Here is a 16284-nt window from a genome sequence, read left to right on the forward strand (position 1 = left end):
TTTCGATTCTAAAGTAATGAACTCAGCCACCCGCCAACTTAACAGTATGACCTTTCTTCTCTAAATGCGCTTTGATTTTGTCTCGACTGTCACCTTGGATCTCGATAACACCGTCTTTTACTGAACCACCACAGCCACACACCTTTTTAAGCTCTGCAGCCATTAGTTTGAGACCCACGTCGTCCATATCTAGGCCAGTTACAAGACAAACGCCCTTGCCTTTTCTGCCCTTGGTTTGACGTTGAATACGCACAACACCATCGCCCTTTGGACGTTCTACTTTTTCTTCTTCAGGCTTGATGCGCCCGACTTCCGTTGAATATACAAGAGACATAACGTGCCTTATTTGTGAACTTATGAGCCAATTTTACCACTGATCTATCACAAGGTTAAACACCGTTATTTTAGCCACTTGAAGAATTGTCGTTAAATAGTTCTTCCAATCAGTATTTTAACCGTTATTATAAACACTACACCTCACTTAGTTATAGTGCATCAAAATGAGAAAGAAGTGCATTCCAATCACTGATCCACAGTTAAAGCAGCAAAGCTGTGTCTTATTCAATAAGCGCATAATGCTAGACGACTTCGACACCCTTACTCAGCAACAATACAGTCGGAACTCTCTGCTCTCTATGTTTAACGACTGGAATCACTTTGTAGAGTTTTGTGGACAGCGCAAGGTAGCCGCTCTTCCCGCCTCCACTACTGCAGTGCGCCTATTTCTTGAAAAGCAAAGTGAAAACAGAAAATACGCCACCTTAAAACGCATGGCCATAACTCTAAGTCTTGTGCATCGATTTCACGAGTTCCCCGACCCTTGTAACCACCGACAAGTGAAGATGTTACTGGCTCAACTACGCTTGGATAAAAAAGGCGACGCTAAGCAAGCGGAGGCTTTTAACTCTCAGCACCTAAAAGAGATTCATCAGCAACTCGACTCTGAAAGTAGCCTTAAGCAATTAAGAGACGCCGCCATTTTATCTGTGATGTTTGAATGTGCCATGAAACGAAGTGAGCTAAGAGCCCTACTATTTCATCAAGTACAGTTTGAATTGCTGGACGACAGCCCAATTAATATCAGCATTAACGACAACACCTATCAACTTTCATCGGCCAGCAGTGAAATCGTTAAGCGTTGGTTACTAATGATTCCAGACCACCTAGGTCCTATTTTCAGACGTATCGACCGCCATGGAAATATAGGCGATGACGCATTGGATGCATCGTCGATCTATCGAGTATTTCGAGCCACAGAATCACAACTGGGGCTATCTCTTAAATTATCTGGTCAATCGGCCCGCGTGGGTGCTGCCAAAGAACTGGCTAAACAAGGCTATGGGGTCAAGGATATTACTGATTTTGGGCGTTGGATAAGCCCAGCAATGCCCGCGCAATACTTGGGTAAACAGGTATTGGCAGACAGTGAAAGGCTAAAATTCAAGGTCATAAAACCTTGGGATTGAGTTACACCAATAGTACTAAATAACTGTTCACCTAGCAGGTTAAAACCCTCGATAACAGCGGTAGGGTTTTATATTGTAGAATAACTACTTTTCGAAGAATCCTGTCTTGCTGTCTAAGCTGATAAGTTATGGAGGATTCTAAGCACTGCTTAGATCCTTTTTTATGCTTTAAATTCAGTACATTAGAATTGAACTTTCAATTCTATTCCGTAGGATGATGAAAAATAACACAATAAAAACAATTACTTAATTGTTGAACTCGAAAAGCTAACTACAATTATCTATTCGAAAATTGATGTATGGTTAGGTTTATGGGAATAGTCATTGATACTGATACCACCGGTCTTGGACTGGACTCAAACACCCCATATTTAATTCAAAATGCAATCTACCCTACAGAGTGCTCTAACTTATTTCCTTCCAAGTATTATTTAGCGAAAAAGCATCAGGTAAATACAAGCTGCAACATATCCTTACATATTACAGGGGTATGCGTCGCATGTTCTTTCTTGTTGTATTGAGTAAGTTGTCGACATTTTTCATTCTTAATAGTTAATTTATAACTCATTGTTTTATATTGATTTAACCACATAATATTCCATTTCTAATGAGGTTAAATTCATTTGGGTTTATCGATTGAGTTAGATTTTTTAGCACGTCACATTCACCCGCTGAATATATTTGCATAGAAATGCGAGGTTAGTTTAATTTTTATCCACATTTCCTGTCTAGAGTGAAGCGAACAGCATTCTAAATAAGGATATGTCTATGAAGTTATTAAGGAAAATACTCGCTACGTCTCTCGCTCTTATTGCACTACCCAGTGCAGCAGTCAGCTTCTCAACCCCTGTGGCTGAAGAAGATTATGAAAACCACATTGTGCATTTCTTGTCGAAAGGGCGAGGTGACCAAGATAAAATGGGTACATGCTCCGGCATGTTGATGGGCGGCAAATATCTACTTTCGGCAGGTCACTGTTTTGATGGTGACATTGTTGATGTGGAGATTTTTCAGGGCGTAGACCGTTACTCCCCTGATGCATCTTATAAACGTGTTGGTCAGGTGTACCAAGCTTCTCGTACTTTTGGTGCAAATCTGGCATGGCAATACTACTTGCAAGAGCTCTTTTCTCGCTGGGTAGAACCGATCAACCCATCCGCGTTATCGGGTGATGTTCGAACTCTGTGGACCTCTGAATGGTGGTATTCTCAGCTTGAATATGGCATCCCGTGGCTGCTTTCTTGGTCAGACGAAGATAAGGCTAATCCAATCAGGCAGCATCATAATGATAACGATTTTGCTTTCTTAGTTTTGGATGAATCGGTACCCCATCATTCTGGGTTGTTGATTTCGCCGCTATTGGATTTGCAAACAAGTGAACTTCATTTTACGGAGGAAGATGAGTTTGTGTTCCGTGGATACGGGTATGAAGCTCGTGAACCCGCTACGCCCTCTCAGACGCTAAGAGAAGGGACGATGCGTATGTATCGACCTTACTTGCAATCGCATATCGTCGTGTCAAGTAGTCAACCAGCAGCAGGTCAAGACCGAATTGATATGTGTGATGCGTATTCCACTGAATGTTTCTTTCGACCTCAGTCATTCATTGACTTGGTGGGTATTGATACAGGGTTAGGTTATCCAGCGAGTTTGCCTGGTGATAGTGGTGGTGCGATTACGCGCGGCGACTATTATTTCGGTAGTATGTATGGTGGCGATAAATCCCCCATTGATGGGAAATACCTTTCGGTGTTCAGTGACGTATCCTACTTGATGGATTGGTTTAGCGGGTACATTCAGGACGTTGTTTATCCAAGTGATATTGGTGTAACGATTGCTGAGGGAGATTCGCAAGCGCATGAAATTAAAATTCCAGTGCAGAACTTCACAGATGATGATTTAGTGGTATCGAAAGCCTCTGTTCAGGGCGCTGACTTTACGCTACTCGAAGATTGTGAAGGGATTTTGAGAGACACCGAAGGTTGTATGATCACGGTGCTGTTCAATGGCAGTTACGATCCGGTAAATAGTGAGGTGTTCTCAACCATTAATCTAGGGATTACAGGAGCAAACGCCCTGCCAATCTCGGTACGATTTAAGGCTGAGGATGTTGTTGATCCTCCAGAAGTTCCGGATATTTCATGTGATGAAGACCCGTGGCAACCAGGTTGCTTCGATATGTGTGACTTAGACTGGTATGCGCCAGGCTGTCCGCCAGTTGAGTGTTCTGTGGATCCGTATCAAGACAAATGTACTGATACGTGTGAATTCAATCCTCTAGCTGATGAGTGTACTGACAGCGTTCCTACCAATCCAGATAATGGTAATGATGGTAACTCAGGTGATTCAGATGACTCAGGTGGTTCGGGTGGTTCGGGGTCACTGGCTATACTAACGTTGCTGATAAGTATGCTAGCTCGTAGAAGACTACGAGAGTCAGAACGATCCGTAAGTCTGAGCCAATAACGGCTAGGGTATTATTAATCGTTCGAGTAAACACGTAAACACAGCGCCGACTATAGTCGGCGCTTTTTTTAAAGGGTTACATTCCATTTCTAGCATTGGGAACTCGTTCTCTCGGTGTTATACCCGCAAGTCGAGTGAAAGATGAGACTTCTGGCTAGATCACTTGATATATAATTGATTAAAAATTCAAGTTAGTAACTTATCTATCTGATTTTATTGAATAAAACAAAATCACCCTACGCCTAAATACCAAATTAATATTATTAAGTAATTGATTTTATAGGTATAAAAAAGGACCTAAGTAAAACTTAGATCCTCCATAACTTATCAGCCTACTTGCTGTCGAGTATTTTTCTAGCGCTACTTTTGATCATTGACCTAGTGTGATTGATATTGCCTTCTAAAGCGCCGTTTTCACCGCTTGAGCTAGGTAGTCAGAAAACACGTGGCCGTTGTTGCTCAGCATTTTAGGGAACATAGAGATCGGCGTCATTCCAGGGAAGGTATTCACCTCATTGAGGTATATCTCTCCCTCTTCAGTTAGGAAGAAGTCTATTCGAGAAAGGTCTTTAAGGCCCATCTGAACGAAGACTTTACGCGAGTATTCCGCAATTAGTTCAAGCTGCTCTTCAGTTAAACCCTTTGCAACAATCTCAGTCGTTGAGTGACTGTCTGAGCTGTACTTCTCTTCATAAGAATAGAAGGTATCTGAAGGTGCAATCACCTCACCTGGTGGCGTGATGAACAGCTCACCTTGGTATTCGTAGGCTGCAACCTCAAGCTCCCTTGGTTTTACGGCTTTTTCCACCAGAACTTGCTCTGAATAGTTAAATGCATCGCTAACCGCACGCTCAACGCCTTGAACATCGGTGACCTTGTAACAACCAACCGATGAACCTTGGCGAGCCGCCTTAACAAATAGGCCACCCCAGTCGTTAAAAGCATCCTCAGTCTTCTGCACACTGATTTGATTGTTCTCAGTTAGAAACAAATAAGGTGTGTTCTTAACACCTATTGCGTCATACCAAAGCTTAGAAGTGATTTTATTAAAGCTGTTACTGCTCGCTTCTGGCCCACAACCAAAGTATGGAATCCCTGATAGTTCAAACAGTGACTGTATATCGCCCGTTTCTCCAGGGTAGCCATGAATACAAGGCACAATGTAGTCAATCTTACAGCGATCGTTTCCTTCCACGAGCTCAGCCGAATGTATGTCTAGATAGCAATCTTGGGCTTGTTGATTACGCCAGTTTTCGCTAGTGATCTCAACGCGAATAACGTTAAAACCTGTAGTAGTTTCCAGTTGCTGTTGTACATAGTCAGCTGAAATCAAAGACACCTCATGCTCTGAGGAAGCGCCGCCACAAAGCAAAAGAATATTAATGTTCGACATCTAGATAAACCCAATCAATCTTAGTAATAGTTATTTTAACAGCTGAAAACTGTCTGTTGCTGCTAATTCTTTGTCAGTAAAGTTTTTAACGAATGGCTTAAGCTTTTGCAATCCTTCAGGCAGTGCGGCAACCGCAGCTTTAGCTTCATCGTAATCACCGAAATCACCCATCAAAACAGAGTAAACTGGCTTGTCGTTGATCTCTTTTGCTTGCAGCCACAAAGCAGACTCCGTATTCAGCGCTTTAGCAAAGGCTTTGGCTTTTTCTTCATCTGAGATAGTGGCAAGCTGAATTGAGAAGCCTTCCGTCGGTGCTAGCGCAGATGTCTTTGCAGGCGCTTCTGATTCTTTAGCCACTTCTTCTGTATCTGCAGCATCTTGCTCTTTAATTTCAGAAGCTTCTTCTTCAACGATAGCAACATCTTCTTCCACGATTTCAGCTTTGTTCTCATCGACTTCAGTTTGATTGGTCTGATAGTTCTCTTGATAGCTTTCTGATTGAACGTCAGATTCGTAGTCGCTTGAACTACATGCAGCCAATAATAAAGCCAATGACACAATTGCGGTTTTTTTCATTTTTGATTCTCTTACGCACTTAGTTGTGAAAATCATGCCCATCATCGGTTGCATAATCAAGGGTAAGCGGGTGTCTAAATGCAATTTGACGTGATCAACGGCTCAGTTTTCAGCCTTTAACTACTGAAGTGGCTAAAAATGTCACACTAGTTACTGAAACAGCTTTAAAATTAAACAGATACCATACAGAGGAATGACAAGTATGAGCCCGATGGATTCGCTGTTTAACCCAAATGCAATTGCCGTGATCGGTGCGTCAAATCGACCGATGTCTCCTGGAAAGGTCATTGTTGATAACCTCCTTCACTCTGGCTTTAATGGCACCGTTTTGCCGGTAAATCCGAACCACACCTCAGTCTCTGGTGTGCTGTGTTATCCAAACCTTGAATCACTGCCGTTGATCCCAGAATTGGCCATTATCTGCATCGACCATCAAGAGCTCACGACGTTGTTTGACGATCTTGATAACAAAGGAATTCGAGCCGCTATTTTGATAGCCAACTCGCTGTTTGATGAAGCTCACGCCAACGAGATCAAACGCCTCTCTAAACAGCACAATATACGCATGATTGGTCCAAATAGTCTTGGTATTTGTATGCCTTGGACTAACCTAAATGCCTCTCTTTCACCCGTGAGCGTACAACCGGGCAAAATCGCCTTCATTTCCCAGTCTGGTGCAATTGCTACGACGGTTCTCGATTGGGCAAATGACAAGCAAATAGGCTTCTCCGCATTTGTATCTATTGGCAGTATGGCGGATGTCAATGTCTCTGAAGTCATTGATTACCTATCTATGCACAGTAAGACGGAAGCGATTCTTTTGTATGTGGAGCATATTCAAGATGCTAGACGATTTATGTCAGCAGCTCGTGCGGCCGCTCGTAATAAGAGAGTATTAGTTCTAAAGGGAGCCCGCTCCCAAGTGGGCAAAGATCTATCTATGTTGCACCATGGGGGAAGTAAGTCTCTCAACATAGTGTATGACTCTGCCTTTGACCGCTGCGGTTTGTTGCGGGTGCATTCCACCCATGAGCTGTTTGCCGCTGCGGAAACTCTGACTCACTCCATCCCACTTAAGGGGAAACGACTAGCAATGATCAGTAATGGCTCAGGCCCTGCCGTCATTGCCAGTGATGTCCTTAACCACTTAGGAGGAAAACTGGCTGAGTTTTCTGAAGAAACATTAGCTGCTCTAGGTAAGATTTCAAGCGAGTGCACCATCAACCCCTTAGATCTCTCGGGGGATATGCAAAGCACAAAATTACTACGTGCATTTAGTCAGCTGTTAGACAGCAAGGACATGGATGCCATACTCATCATGTTCAGCCCATCTGCAATTGCGGATCCACTTGCTACCGCAACTCAGTTACTTGAGATCTATCAAAAGCACCCAAATCGCAGACGAGTCAACCTGCTCACTAACTGGTTAGGGGAAACCTCAGCTAAGGAAGCAAGAAGCCTATTTTCAAGGCATGGGGTGCCTACCTATCGCACTCCTGAAAGCAGTGTCATGGCGTTTATGCATCTTGTGCGTTACCGAGCAAGCCAAGTTCAGTTAATGGAAACTCCGCTCTCTATTGAGCATGAGGCTGAAGCGGTACTGAGGGCTAAGCAAATTTTGTCTCAAAGCCCTACTGATACGCTTAACACAGATAAGACTGCACAGCTGCTGAACTGCTATCAGATTGAAACCGATCAGGGCCTAAACACAGACGTTACTTTGCACCTACAATGTGATGCCACTTTTGGTCCCGTCATATTGCTAGGCCGTAAGGGTGAGGTCTGTGATAAACAGTTTGTCGCAGGGTTTCCGCCACTCAACCAGAAATTGGCAGAAACACTGATTAAAAAGGCATTAAGACGCGGGAAGTTACCGCCGGTCAGCACCGGACAGTTTGAATCTTTAACACAAACGCTAGTCAGGTTTTCTCAGCTTATTGTGGATTTAACCGAGATCCAATCGATACACCTCAGTGGAGCATTTAATGACTCTTCGCATCTTCAACTTGAGCCTCAGTCCATTGAGCTTGGAGAGACCCGCAACCGCGTTTTAGCCATTCGACCTTATCCTGTTGAGCTGGAATCAATAGTTAGCCTCAAAGATGCTAGTGAGGCTCTGCTTCGCCCAATAAGACCAGAAGACGAACCCTTACACGCCCAGTTCATCAATAACGTCAGCAAAGAGGATTTATATAAACGCTTCTTTAGTGATGTCGGAGAGTTTGATCATCAAGCGCTCGCCAACCTGACACAGATTGATTACGACAGAGAGATGGCATTAGTTCTTGAAAAAGAGTCACAAATTATCGGCGTTGTGCGCGCCATTACCGATATTAGAAGTAACAGCGCAGAATTTGCCGTGCTTATTCGCTCAGATATGAAAGGACAAGGACTGGGCCGGATTCTGATGCAGGCCATCATCGATTACTGTCGAGATAAGGGCATTGCTCGAATAGAAGGCATGACCATGCCATCAAATAAGGGCATGGTGACCCTAGCACAGAAGCTAGGGTTTTCTGCTCACGTAGACTTTGAAGAAGGCGTTGTAGAGATGGCGCTGCCCCTTTAAAGGCAAACCACCAGCAGAGCCTTAAGCGACGCCTTAAATGAGTTCGCCATCACTTAAGGCTCCATTGCTTTGGCAGGTTGCGAATCATCCAGCTTTTAGCCTTGCCCATCTGATTTCGCTTCCACGCCATTATTACCGGTAATTCAGACTCTTCACTGCCACTGATTTGCTTAAGAAGCCCTGCTTCTATTTTTGCTTTGGCAATATGCGTGGGTATTGTGCCTATGCCCAAACCGCTCTCTAATGCCTCTATCTTAGAGGCAAAGTTAGTTACCGTGAGGCGCTGCTGCTTCTCAAACACATTGATACTGCGTGTAGGCTTAGTTCTTGCTGAATCGGCGATAGCTATGACGCGATAGTTCGATTGCGCTTCTTGATCAAATTCGCCGGCGCGTTTATGAACAAAATGCTCTGGCGCTGCCACCCAGGTTAACCCTATGCTGCCTATTGTTTCTATTTTTGCCTCAGGAAGGGAAATGTCCGTCATAGGAGCCACAAGAATATCAGCGCGATCGTAGGCTAATGCCTCCCAACCCCCTGCAAGTATCTCTTCTTGGAGTTTCAGGCGTGTTTTGCTTTGTTTTGCCAGTTTTTCAACTAAAGGGAAAAAATGTCCTACCGGAATCACACCATCAAAAGCAATGGTAAGGTCTAGCTCCCAACCATTGGCAAGACTGGTGGCATCATTAATCATATCTGCTGTAGCTGCGAGAATTACTCTGCCCTGCTCTAACAATATTTTGCCTGCAGGCGTGAGTTCTGCCCTGTGCCCTGAGCGGTCGAAGATAAACAGATCCAGCTCTTGTTCGAGCTTTTGAATCTGATAGCTAAGAGACGATGGCGCTCGATTTAATTCTTCTGCAGCTGCTGAAAAACTGCCACGACGATCGATTGCATCAAGGATGTGCATGGCTTCAAGAGTGATTGGCGTGATCATTGACTTCCTTATCAAGGCTTATTTCGTGTTATTTAATCACTATCAAATATAAAGTCACTGAATTTCATCAATTATATTGAAGCAAGACAAACAAAGTAAAGAGGGATCAAAAAAGGACGGTCGCTATAAGCCATTGATTTTATGAACAATTAGTGGGGTATAGAAACGAAAAAGCCAACTCACATGGAGTTGGCTTTGGAATTTTGCAATCAATAAAAGAAAAACAAAAAGTTGGATTATTGCAAAATAAACCGTGCTTACTTGTTTGCTTTTATTTCTTTAGTAACCATTACTACTGAAGCTGCGATAAATGTCACGATTAGCGCTAGTTCCATAATGTTTCACCACCTGATATCAAAGAGTTATTAAGATTCGTTAAATTCTAAAACCAATTGTAACACTCTGTGGCGAAAAAAGTATCTAGTTATTCGGAATTATTCGGGGTAACCCTTCGGATTTTCCGATTGCCAGCGCCAAGTATCTTCGCTCATTTCTTGCAAAGTACGCGTTGCTTTCCAATCTAGAACCGCTTCAGCCTTGGCAGGATCCGCCCAGCACTCGGCAATATCACCGGGTCTACGAGGGGCAATCTTGTACGCAATAGTCGTACCGCTCGCTTGTTCAAAGGCTTTTACCATATCCAAAACACTCGAACCATTACCTGTGCCTAGGTTAAAGATGTGCAAACCTGATTCACTCCCTACCTTCTGCAGCGCTGCAATGTGACCATCAGACAGATCCATTACATGAATATAGTCACGAACACCGGTTCCATCAGGCGTCGGATAGTCATCACCAAACACAGACAGATATTCGCGGCGACCCACCGCAACCTGAGAGACAAATGGCATAAGGTTGTTTGGGATCCCTTGTGGATCTTCACCTAAGTGCCCGGTTGGGTGAGAGCCTACAGGGTTGAAGTAGCGTAGCAAGGTGATGCTCCAATCAGGATTCGCCCCCTGAAAATCAGTCAGACACTCTTCTACCATTAGCTTGCTACGCCCATAAGGGTTAGTCGCGCTTGTAGGGAAGTCTTCGGTAATAGGCACTGAGGCTGGGTCCCCATAAACCGTTGCAGAAGAAGAGAACACTAATCTCTTAACACCCGCCTCTCGCATCGCATCCACCAGTACAAGAGTGCCGTTGACGTTATTGTCATAATACTCGAGGGGTTTAGCCACCGACTCACCGACGGCCTTCAAGCCAGCAAAATGAATAACCGCATCAATATTAAATTGTTGCATCGTTTTGACTAGTAATGCTTTATCTCTGATATCGCCTTCGACGAACTCAACATTTTCACCAGAAACTAGGCTGATGCGCTGATTTACGCTCGCCTTGCTGTTATATAAGTTGTCAAAAATTACAGGTGTCATCCCTGCTTCTAGAAGCTGTATACAGGTATGGCTGCCAATATAGCCCATACCACCAGTTACAAGTACATTCATGAGTTTTACCAACTGATTGATTTATAAATAAGAGTACCTCATTTTTGTTAATTTTTAAATTTGCCAATGCGCTTTCACTGCTTGAAAGTGCGGCGTTCAAATCCTTAATTGGCCAAATGCTCTCGTTTGTTGTTATTCTTTACAATACACATCTGGAACGTAATAAATCGCAACAACATCATAGAGTTGCTGTGAGTGGATTGATCTCCGAGTGCAAGAGAGGAAGGGATGAAACTAAATTGTGATATGGGCGAAAGCTTAGGGGCATGGACAGTGGGTAATGATGCCCAGATCATGCCCTATATCGATATGGCGAATATTGCCTGCGGTTTTCATGCCTCAGATCCCGACACTATGTCGACTACTGTCGTACTCGCCAAGCAACACGGAGTGTCTATTGGTGCCCATCCAGGATATGCGGACTTGCAAGGCTTTGGCAGGCGCTCTATTCCCCATACTCACGCTCAAATTACCCACCTTATCCTCTATCAAGTAGGCGCTCTGCAGGGGATATGCCGGTTACATCAAGCCAATGTCGACTATATAAAGCCCCATGGCGCCCTCTATAACGACATGATGAAAGATGTAGCGCTATTTTCTTCCGTTATAGAGGCTGCTAGGCAACTGCAATTACCTTTAATGGTGCTAGCAACCGACAACGCCGACTATTTACACATCGCACAACGGGCAAATGTGACTCTCATTCACGAAGGCTTTGTGGATAGACGCTACACCAAGGGTAAGCAGCTTGCCCCGCGCACTTTAAAAGGCGCGGTCATGACCGAGCTTGATGAAGTGAAACATCAAGCACAAGCTTTGATTAGCGGTAGCACATTTAGCAGTATTGATAATGCGCCAATTCAAGTGGTTGCCGATACCTTGTGTGTTCACGGTGACGGTAGCAATGCCCTTATCTTTGCTCAACATCTGCGTGATTTAATTAATGAGCAAGCGAAGTGACCCTGACTCCTAACCGTAAGCCATATATTTATCAAGTGGGTGAATGCGCCATCCTGCTTCGATTTTCAGATGACATCGATGAGTTTCTGCCCTCTTACATCGCTCGTGTTGCTTCGATTGTTCGATATAAACTAACGCCCAAACCCGTTAACTGTGTGCCTTCTTATACTACTTTATTGATCGAGTTTTCTGGGTTGAAGTTCGATTACAAGCTCATCCATGAGCAACTGATGTCACTGTTACTGGAACTAAGTAGTAACCCCGCTCCTTCATCAAAAAACATCATTGAAATTCCGGTGTATTATGGCGAAGAAGTCGCGCTAGATGCGGCTCGTTATTCTAAAGAAAAGGGATTGTCGCTACAGCAATTACAAGAAATTCACACCTCAGCAGAGTATCAAGTGCACGCTTTAGGGTTTGCCCCGGGGTTTGCCTTTATGGCGCAAGTACCAGAGATGCTGCAACTACCCCGCCTAGATGCACCAAGACCAAGAATTGCAAAAGGCAGTGTGGCTATTGCTGGCCCGCAAACGGCTGTGTATCCGGAAGAAAGCCCTGGTGGCTGGAATATCATTGGCAGAACCCCCATAGAGTTATACAACCCACAACATGATCCAATGACTGTATTGTCACCTGGTGACAAGGTTCGCTTCATCGCTATCTCTAAACGCCAATTTATTGAGCTTGGAGGCCTGTTGTGACTAAGGTACTCACCCTGCTTAAAACCAATGCGCTAACAAGCATTCAAGATAATGGACGCTTTGGTTACGCCCATCTGGGGATTACCCAAGGTGGAGTCGCTGATGAGTACTCTTTTCATTGGGCGAATAAGCTGCTGGAAAACCCTTTTGCTAGTTCAGTTATCGAAACCAGCCTTGGCGGCCTAGAAGCAGAATTTGCACAAGATTCTTGGTTTGCCGTTACTGGAGCGCTTGATAACGTCTACTTAGATGACGTTATTCTGCCAAACTGGAGTCGAGTATGGGCTAAGCGAGGTCAGCGCCTTAGCGTTAGGATGCCACGCACTGGCTTAAGGAATTATATTGCCCTTCCTAACGGTATCAAAGCGCCTTTGCATCATGGAAGCCGATCAACAGTAACCAAAGACCGTTTAGGTGGATTACACAGTGACGGACAAGCACTAAAAGCGGGCGACGCAGTGTGTTGCATTGCCCCTTCATTGAAACAATGTAAGCCAACCTCTGTTGCACCCCAGTTCATCCCAGACTTTGCACCAACATCGATCATACCGCTTCGACTTTTGCCCGATTCTCAACACGCCTTATTTGATCAAAATGCAACACAAACCCTGTTTGAAACACTTTATAGCGTTGACAGTCAAAGCAACAAAATGGGCTATCAATTAGCAGGAAACCCCATCTCCGTCCCTAAAAAACATCTAATCTCAGAACCCATCGCCCTCGGTGCCGTACAGGTACCACCAAGTGGTCTGCCTATTATCATGCTGTGTGAACGGCAAACTATCGGTGGGTACCATAAGCTAGGCACTATCGCTAGGCTTGACCTTGCTACACTCGCACAAGCTAAACCGGGAACAAAAGTTCAGTTCATCCCATCAGATGTAAACACTTGTCTTTCAGAATACAAAAACTGGTTAAAATTTTTCCAAAAAGAAGCACCATAAAAAAGCGCAAATTAATAAAAAAAATACTTGACCTATTTCAGCCAAAAAACCGTTCTAACGACATTGTGAATAACGAAGTTTGCTAAGCCTTGAATTGCTAAAGGCTAAGCTCTAGCTCGACGATTTATTGTGAAGAGTTATCCAACTAGTTATCCACAATTCGTGTGGATAACCATTTTGGTGCAAATGCTTGATTCACTTAGAATGCTAGTGATTTGCAATAACATTAGTGGATAAATATTACCTAATTTTGTTAACTTTTTTACAATACAGTTTCTCATAGCCCTAATGGGTATTGGGCTGAGGGCTTTTTGTTGTTTAGTAACAGTTTAGGCACAGATCGTAAATCTATGCCTTACTGCCTACAATGAGCCATTTTTTACTGGTAGTAATAACTGCTTAATTAAACTGTTTACCACCAAGGCTAAAATCACAAAGGTCAGTACAGGAAGTGCAAACCACAGCTGTGGATGCATTCGAACTGATAAATCAAAGCCCCAATACAGTAACCCACTAACACTTGCCTCGGCGCCTAAACTTGCCACTAAGCCTGCGATAAGCGCCATTAACCCATACTCGCACCATAACGTGGTTGAAATGCGCTTTTTGCTGGCACCCAACGTACGATATAAGCGTATTTCCAACTGTCTTTGTGAAATGCTTAGACGCAGTAGCGTAAATATCAGCAGTAACCCCGCCACTACACCAAGAGCCGCCAAGACGGTAATAGACCAAATTATCTGAGAGAGAAGCGACTGGATCTTGTCGCCCATCTTTCTAATATCAAGCAAGCTTACTGTTGGATGCTGAGATGACAGGGCTTGGATCATAGCGTCGTGCTCTGGCTCTATTCGATAAGACACCATAAATGCTCCAGGCATTTGTGGTGCATATTGAGGCGCAAAGATGAAATAGAAATTGGGCTTCATTTCACGCCATTCCACCTTACGAATACTATTAACCACAGCCTTCACCTCTTGGCCACTGATCACAAATTCGAGTTCATCGCCAATTCTGAGGTTAAGCGCGGCAGCTACCTCCGATTCCACTGAGACGCCATTGTCACTTCCCCACGTACCTTCTAACAACTCATTGTACTCTGGTAGTTTGTCAGCCCAAGTGAGATTGAGTTCTCGACGCACTGCATCCGTGTCTTGGTTGTCTTTTGATACCTGTTTGGCATCCACATCATTAATCTTGGCTAAACGACCGCGAATAATGGGAAAGGCTTGGGAGCGTTCAATATTTTCGGCATCTAATTGACGCAGGTATCCATCAACCTCATAAGGGGCAATATTTATAGCAAAAGCATTCGGTGCATTCTCTGGAAGCGTGCTGCGCCAATCTTGCAAAAGATCTGTGCGAACCAACCATACAATCGCTAGTAGCATCAGTGATAATGCTAATGCGCCAAATTGTAGTCCACTGGCTAACGATGAACGATTAAGGCGACTTACCGCAAGAGCCATAGCCGGGCTCAATTTCAGCTTTCCAATAAGCTTTGAAATCATCATAGCTACACCCGCTAGCACCACAAACAGCACGGCCATGCCCGCGAGCACTATCCAAACTAAGGTGTTGGATGCATACACTATCAGCATTGGAATGATGGGCACCAATACTAGCCACCAGCTTTTACCGTGACGCTGCTCCACAGGTTGCAGCACGTTCGTTGCCGAAGTGTTCAATAGATTTATCATTGGGATACCCAAAGCAGGTACGCCAATTAAGAAGCAGCTTGAGATGGCGACCAACATTGGAGTGACGCCGTAACTTGGTAGTGGTTCAGGGAGCAGATCCGCTAACGGTACACGCAGCAATACTTCGAGCACATAACCAATAGCCACGCCAAACACAACACCAGTCACGAACAAAAGAAGTACCTGAATCATAAGCCAGCGACCTATCCACTTCTTGCTTGCCCCTATGCTCTTTAGCATTGCAATGGTTTGGCGACGCCCAGCTACATAGTGCTGGCAGGTTAATACTAAGGTGGTCGCGGCCATGATCACCACTATCGCGACGGTCAAAGACAGGTACTGAGTCGTTCGCGTGAACATATCATTGGTACGACTGCGGCTGTTTTGATCTCGCCAGCGATCACTGGGGGAGAGTTCTACCTGACCTTTCAAGGCTTGTAATTGCGCGTCTGGTCCGGTAAAAAACTGTTGATAGCGCACTCTAGAGCCCAATTGCAACGCTCCAGTACGCGCGATATCACTGGAGTGTATAAGCGCTGTAGGCATTTGTTGGAATGGATTAAAACTGAGCCCTGGTTGCTGCTCTATCATACCGTTTAATGTAAAATCCGCATCACCAATAGTGACAGTGTCACCTTGCTTAACATCTAATGCCAACATAGCTCGCTCTTCAAGCCATAGTTCTCCTTTATTGAGATGGGAGGTACTACGTTCGTTAGATGCCAGTACTAGATCGCCGCGCAATGGGTAGGCCTCATCAACGGCCTTAACCGAAACCAGTAGCATCTCTTCATCGCCAAATGCCATAGTGGCAAAGCTCACCATCGAAGCAACATCAATGTCCGGTGACAATGACTCCGTATTTAACGCTTCGGGAACGGGATTTGCGGAGCGGTACACTAGATCAGCGGTTAGGGCATCTCTACCCTGCTTGACGATGACCTGCTCCATCCTCTCAGCTAAGGCTGATAATGCAAACACACACGCAATAATGAGGGTGAGTGCCACCGATATAGGCCACAACTGACCATGGCGAATTTCTTTAAAGCTCCAAGCAAGCAGACGTCGGTTTAGCTTTGCATTGACTTGCGGGATTGAGGCCGTTTGTGACTGTTCCATAGTAC

Annotated in this window: 12 protein-coding genes; 6 read left to right on the forward strand and 6 right to left on the reverse strand. The window is 44.5% G+C overall.

Annotation, left to right across the window (positions count from 1 at the left end):
* Positions 1-22: 22 nt before the first annotated feature.
* Entirely contained in the window at positions 23-334 is a 312-nt protein-coding gene (gene yciH / locus D5I41_RS00345; protein ID WP_017029934.1) for a stress response translation initiation inhibitor YciH, read from the reverse strand.
* Between the two features lie 166 nt (positions 335-500).
* Here yciH and D5I41_RS00350 point away from each other — a divergent pair, with 166 nt between their 5' ends.
* Positions 501-1466 (forward strand): tyrosine-type recombinase/integrase, encoded by a 966-nt coding sequence (locus tag D5I41_RS00350; protein ID WP_119007962.1) that lies wholly within the window; start codon positions 501-503, stop codon positions 1464-1466.
* 768 nt (positions 1467-2234) lie between these two features.
* Positions 2235-3932, forward strand: a complete 1698-nt coding sequence (locus D5I41_RS00355) for a hypothetical protein (protein ID WP_119007963.1) — start codon at positions 2235-2237, stop codon at positions 3930-3932.
* Positions 3933-4332: 400 nt separating this feature from the next.
* Here the strand turns inward: D5I41_RS00355 and D5I41_RS00360 are convergent, their stop codons facing one another.
* Together D5I41_RS00360 and D5I41_RS00365 are read right to left on the reverse strand one after the other, a co-directional pair.
* Positions 4333-5325 carry a D-alanine--D-alanine ligase gene (locus D5I41_RS00360; protein WP_119007964.1) on the reverse strand — a complete coding sequence of 331 codons (993 nt, stop codon included), beginning with the start codon at positions 5323-5325 and terminating at the stop codon, positions 4333-4335.
* 30 nt (positions 5326-5355) lie between these two features.
* Positions 5356-5901, reverse strand: coding sequence for an SPOR domain-containing protein (locus tag D5I41_RS00365; RefSeq protein ID WP_119007965.1), 546 nt, complete (start codon positions 5899-5901; stop codon positions 5356-5358).
* Between the two features lie 202 nt (positions 5902-6103).
* Here D5I41_RS00365 and D5I41_RS00370 point away from each other — a divergent pair, with 202 nt between their 5' ends.
* The gene (locus tag D5I41_RS00370; RefSeq protein ID WP_119007966.1) at positions 6104-8470 is read left to right on the forward strand and encodes a bifunctional acetate--CoA ligase family protein/GNAT family N-acetyltransferase; all 2367 of its coding nucleotides are present in this window, start codon (positions 6104-6106) and stop codon (positions 8468-8470) included.
* 49 nt (positions 8471-8519) lie between these two features.
* On the opposite strand, the gene D5I41_RS00375 is transcribed toward D5I41_RS00370, so the two are convergent.
* Together D5I41_RS00375 and galE are read right to left on the reverse strand one after the other, a co-directional pair.
* Complete coding sequence (locus D5I41_RS00375) at positions 8520-9407, reverse strand: LysR family transcriptional regulator (protein ID WP_119007967.1); 888 nt, start codon at positions 9405-9407, stop codon at positions 8520-8522.
* A 434-nt stretch (positions 9408-9841) separates the two neighbouring features.
* Positions 9842-10855, reverse strand: coding sequence for a UDP-glucose 4-epimerase GalE (gene galE, locus D5I41_RS00380; RefSeq protein ID WP_119007968.1), 1014 nt, complete (start codon positions 10853-10855; stop codon positions 9842-9844).
* 228 nt (positions 10856-11083) lie between these two features.
* Here galE and D5I41_RS00385 point away from each other — a divergent pair, with 228 nt between their 5' ends.
* Genes D5I41_RS00385 through D5I41_RS00395 form a run of 3 tightly spaced genes read left to right on the forward strand, consistent with a single transcriptional unit; the run spans position 11084 to position 13460 of the window.
* Positions 11084-11815, forward strand: a complete 732-nt coding sequence (locus D5I41_RS00385; RefSeq protein ID WP_119007969.1) for a 5-oxoprolinase subunit PxpA — start codon at positions 11084-11086, stop codon at positions 11813-11815.
* Positions 11812-12516, forward strand: coding sequence for a 5-oxoprolinase subunit PxpB (pxpB, locus tag D5I41_RS00390; RefSeq protein ID WP_119007970.1), 705 nt, complete (start codon positions 11812-11814; stop codon positions 12514-12516). The genes D5I41_RS00385 and pxpB overlap by 4 nt, the downstream gene beginning before the upstream one ends.
* A complete protein-coding gene (locus tag D5I41_RS00395) occupies positions 12513-13460 on the forward strand; it encodes a 5-oxoprolinase subunit C family protein (RefSeq protein ID WP_119007971.1) in 948 nt (315 codons plus the stop codon). Before pxpB ends, D5I41_RS00395 begins: the two co-directional genes overlap by 4 nt.
* A gap of 362 nt (positions 13461-13822) precedes the next feature.
* Here D5I41_RS00395 and D5I41_RS00400 read toward each other — a convergent pair whose 3' ends face one another.
* Positions 13823-16279 carry an ABC transporter permease gene (locus D5I41_RS00400; RefSeq protein ID WP_119007972.1) on the reverse strand — a complete coding sequence of 819 codons (2457 nt, stop codon included), beginning with the start codon at positions 16277-16279 and terminating at the stop codon, positions 13823-13825.
* Positions 16280-16284: the final 5 nt, after the last annotated feature.

The sequence above is a fragment of the Vibrio superstes genome (assembly GCF_003569005.1).
Taxonomy (GTDB): domain Bacteria; phylum Pseudomonadota; class Gammaproteobacteria; order Enterobacterales; family Vibrionaceae; genus Vibrio; species Vibrio superstes.

Bases quoted from the DNA above. Each gene is read 5' to 3' on its own strand.
- D5I41_RS00350 (WP_119007962.1), top strand. From the start codon at position 501: ATGAGAAAGAAGTGCATTCCAATCACTGATCCACAGTTAAAGCAGCAA.
- D5I41_RS00370 (WP_119007966.1), top strand. From the start codon at position 6,104: ATGAGCCCGATGGATTCGCTGTTTAACCCAAATGCAATTGCCGTGATC.
- D5I41_RS00385 (WP_119007969.1), top strand. From the start codon at position 11,084: ATGAAACTAAATTGTGATATGGGCGAAAGCTTAGGGGCATGGACAGTG.
- D5I41_RS00400 (WP_119007972.1), bottom strand. From the start codon at position 16,279: ATGGAACAGTCACAAACGGCCTCAATCCCGCAAGTCAATGCAAAGCTA.
- D5I41_RS00355 (WP_119007963.1), top strand. From the start codon at position 2,235: ATGAAGTTATTAAGGAAAATACTCGCTACGTCTCTCGCTCTTATTGCA.
- D5I41_RS00360 (WP_119007964.1), bottom strand. From the start codon at position 5,325: ATGTCGAACATTAATATTCTTTTGCTTTGTGGCGGCGCTTCCTCAGAG.
- yciH (WP_017029934.1), bottom strand. From the start codon at position 334: ATGTCTCTTGTATATTCAACGGAAGTCGGGCGCATCAAGCCTGAAGAA.
- D5I41_RS00375 (WP_119007967.1), bottom strand. From the start codon at position 9,407: ATGATCACGCCAATCACTCTTGAAGCCATGCACATCCTTGATGCAATC.
- galE (WP_119007968.1), bottom strand. From the start codon at position 10,855: ATGAATGTACTTGTAACTGGTGGTATGGGCTATATTGGCAGCCATACC.
- D5I41_RS00365 (WP_119007965.1), bottom strand. From the start codon at position 5,901: ATGAAAAAAACCGCAATTGTGTCATTGGCTTTATTATTGGCTGCATGT.